This is a genomic window from Pedobacter sp. (assembly GCF_035566355.1).
Classification (GTDB): Bacteria; Bacteroidota; Bacteroidia; order Sphingobacteriales; family Sphingobacteriaceae; genus Pedobacter.
In genome coordinates this window covers 1-3590 of the sequence record NZ_DATMRL010000193.1, presented here as the reverse complement: position 1 = coordinate 3590, position 3590 = coordinate 1, and the positions used below count along the sequence as shown (strand labels likewise).

3 protein-coding genes are annotated in these 3590 nt (G+C 40.0%); all 3 read right to left on the bottom strand.

All coding sequences use genetic code 11. The features are described from left to right. Positions 1-2259, bottom strand: a 2259-nt coding sequence (locus VNZ46_RS07615; protein WP_325559478.1) for a S9 family peptidase, incomplete at its 3' end; no start/stop codon positions are given. A gap of 38 nt (positions 2260-2297) precedes the next feature. Further along, the gene (locus VNZ46_RS07610; protein WP_325559477.1) at positions 2298-2873 is read right to left on the bottom strand and encodes a hypothetical protein; all 576 of its coding nucleotides are present in this window, start codon (positions 2871-2873) and stop codon (positions 2298-2300) included. A 131-nt stretch (positions 2874-3004) separates the two neighbouring features. Continuing rightward, positions 3005-3590, bottom strand: a 586-nt coding sequence (yidC, locus tag VNZ46_RS07605; protein ID WP_325559476.1) for a membrane protein insertase YidC, incomplete at its 5' end; no start/stop codon positions are given.

The following is a 3590-nucleotide window of genomic DNA, read 5'->3' as shown; positions in this document are numbered from 1 at the left end:
TAAGGATTCAACACCAGAATTGATGTATTCCATTGCAGACTGACCTGGATGACCTGTCTGGTAACTGATATCAGGTGCAAACACCAGATAGCCATTGCTCACAAAGAACGGAATATTTAATCTGGATGGCGTAGGGGCTGGTGCATTATAGCTGTAAAGACCTTCAGAGAGTTTCTCATAGAAATAAACAATCATAGGATATTTCTTATTAGGATCAAAGTTCTCAGGTTTATAAAGTATACCCTCAGATTTAAAACCCTTAGGTGTTGTCCATTTTACCAATTCTGCAGTACCCCAGTTGTAATTTTGCTGTTGTGGATTGGTATTGCTGAGTTTGGTTTCTGTTTTCAGATCTGTTGAAGCATACACGTTTGGAGAAGTGGAGTAATTGCCTTTGTCGTAGATATAGCGTTCTGCATCCTTTGCTTTAACCAGTGTAGAATATTTGAAAGGCGCCATAACAACAAGCTGCGGGTTTTTTGTATCTCCAAGGTTGCTGCGGTAAAAGCCATTTTCTTTAGTGTTGTTGTTGAAGGCACTTAGCCAAACATCTTCTTTTTTGCTGATGAAACGGGCTGCGGTATCGGTGGCCTGATAACGGAACGTGATTCCGTTTTGTCTTCCAAAACCATTGGTTGCATTTTTTGCCGAAGATTTTCCGTCCGGAGAGAAAGACCAGATATCATAGCGGTCATAGAGAAGTACGGCTTTGTCTTCTTCTGTCCATCCGGCTAGTCCATAGGCTTCCGGATCATCTGGCACATCGTTTTCTTCGTCTGCAAATTTTATGTTCATGCCTGTATTGAGTTGAACAGTCTTTTCAGTTGTGGTATTGTAGCTGTACCAGTTTGATGTTTTTTTATCAAAATAAAGGACATAGTTGCCGGCAGGAGAGGCCATCGCACGTCCGTTCAGATTTTCTACGATCTTTTTTCTGGTACCTGTTTTGGTGTCTACAAGATAATAGGTCCTGGTGGTACTGCCGGTCCATTGTGAAGGGATTCTGTTCCCATAGTCGGTAGAAGCGAGTACATACCTCGAGGTGCCTTCGTTAATGATGCTTGCGTCTGGAAGTTTTACGTCGGTGAGCGGTACAATTTTAGGGTCGCTATTGAAGATATCGATATAGGTCAGGTAGCTTCTTTTTGATTCTTTGTCTGCATTTTTCAATTGCATAGGCTGCAGGTAATCATCTTTATACCCCCAGATGTCTAATTTTGCATGTTCAAAATCTACGAGTGTTGTATCTTTTTCTTTTTTTACCGGTGCAATACCGAAGAATAGCTTATCTCCGTCTTTACTGAAAGTCAGTTTTCCATCACCGCTGATGGCCCATTTGGCTGGCATGCCTGGAAAAATATTCTCTACCAGTACTTGTGCAGTATCGAGTGTCAGCGAGTTATAGTAGATGTTATAATCTTTAATTTCTTTCTTTTCCGGGCTGTTTTCTCCCAGGAAAACCAAATGTTCGCTATCTTCATCAAAGATAAAACCTTTATAGGTCCCCTTTTTTGAAACTAAGGTTTTCAGACTGCCTTTTTCTGTATTTAGAAGGAATACACCAATAGGGGCTGTTTTGTCTTTTTTAGATCCTGAACAGGCAATAGCCAGCTGTTTGCCATTTTTACTGAAAGCATATTCCGTTACAAATTTGAAAGAGCGTTCTGTACCAGTAGCCAGGTTTTTGAAGATCAGTTCTGATCCTTCCTTTGCTCCTTTATCTGCTTTTTCGTCTTCTGCAAAGAAATCGGCGGCATCTTTTTTCTGTTCTGCGTCTGTTTTTCCTTTTTTTGCCGTATCAAGTGGTTTTTCAAGTTGGTAAGCTACTAAGGCTGCTCCGTTTTCAGGAAAACTGAAAGATTTAACTCTGGGTACCTTGGTGATGGCCATGCTGCTTAGGTTAATTAAACCTAAACTGTCTTTAGGCATCTCTTCTGGTTTCTTCTTCTTGATTTTAGCCAGTCTGGTTTCTTTGAACTGTGGTTTGATTAAAAATGCAGCAAACTTAGAGTCTGTACTGAATTTTAAAGACGATCCTCTGGGGATTATTTTTTTACTATTATTTAACAGATTGTTGAAGTATAAACTGGCATCACCTTCTTGCTGCAGGATACTGAAACCTGCCCATTGGCCATTATTGGAAAGTTGTTTAGGTCCAACGCTTTCCCAGGTATCATAAACAGTATGATCAAGTGGTCTTTTTTGTGCATAAGTAACACTGGCAGCTAGGAGGAAAAAAAGGGTAAGTTTTTTTTGCATAGTCTGGTCTGGATTAATGAATAATTATGAGTTGAGGGCTATATACTTACACCAATATGGAAAGTGATGCCATGAGGGTTCACATCGAGGTCATTGAAGGAATTTTGGAAGCCTTTAAGGCCGACACCTACAAATGGTTTAAACCATTTACATACCTCATAACGAAGTCCAAGGCCGCCATATAGATATAAGCCGTTTTCCTTGATTTTTGTGGTTTTAAGTGGCTCTTCATCGGTAGCCTCATCATACCTGGTAAAAGAAAGACCTGCAGAAGCTTCGGCATAAGGCATCAGTTTTCCCTTTTTTGCCAACTCGTATTTTACGTTGGCATACACAGGAAGAAATTTAACATGGTAAAGAACGTAACCGTTATCGTGATGCACGGCTGAAGAGGAATATTCAATACCCAGTCCCAGTTTAAAGCGAGAGGGGGAGTTGTAATTTACCTTCAGTGAGGGACCATTAAAGAAGTTGCCGTGAGTGGAGCGTAAAAACTCATAGGCGGGAGAGAAAGTGAAGCGCTGAGACCCGGGCGTTCCCGAATCGGTTTGGGCTTTTAAAGAAACACTGCTGCCTACCAGTAGTGCTGCGCATAATACATTACGAAATTTCATTTGTGTGTTTTTTAAATGGCTGCATCATCATTTGCAGATCAAAATTAATATTATAATTAATAGAGCGGCAGATTTAAAAAGAAAAGGTGCCTTTTTGGGGCACCTTTTAAAAATATTACATTAAACTCAGATTATTTCTTTTTATCCTGAGCTTTTATTTGTTGTTGCTGACGCATATAGTCATCCAACCTGGACTGGAACTTTGATTTTTTCTTTGGTTCCTGAGGTTTGGTTTTGTTTTCTTTTAAGATGGCGTGGATCTTTTCGTCGTTTACCATTTTCTTAATTAAGAATTGCTGGCCGAAAGTAAGCATGTTGGCCAGGAAGTAATAATAGTTCAAACCAGAAGGGTAGTCGTTCAGTACACCGAGGAAAATGATTGGCATAATATAACCAATGTACTTCATTTGGCCTGTTGCTCCGGAGATCTGGTTGTTGAAATAGGTATAGATCAATGTAGATATCGTCATCAGGATACACATTAAACTTAAGTGATCACCAATAAATGGTAAATGGAAACCGAATTTAATGAAATCATCGTAGGTTGAAAGGTCATGCATCCAAAGGAAGCTCTGTCCTCTAAGTTCGAACAAGTTCGGGAAAAAGAAGAAAAAGGCCATTACGATTGGCAATTGCAACAGCATTGGCAAACAGCCTCCAAGTGGGTTAACACCAACTTGCTTGTACAGTTTTAAATATTCCTGTTGCAGCAGGGTA

Bases quoted from the DNA above. Each gene is read 5' to 3' on its own strand.
- VNZ46_RS07610 (WP_325559477.1), bottom strand. From the start codon at position 2,873: ATGAAATTTCGTAATGTATTATGCGCAGCACTACTGGTAGGCAGCAGT.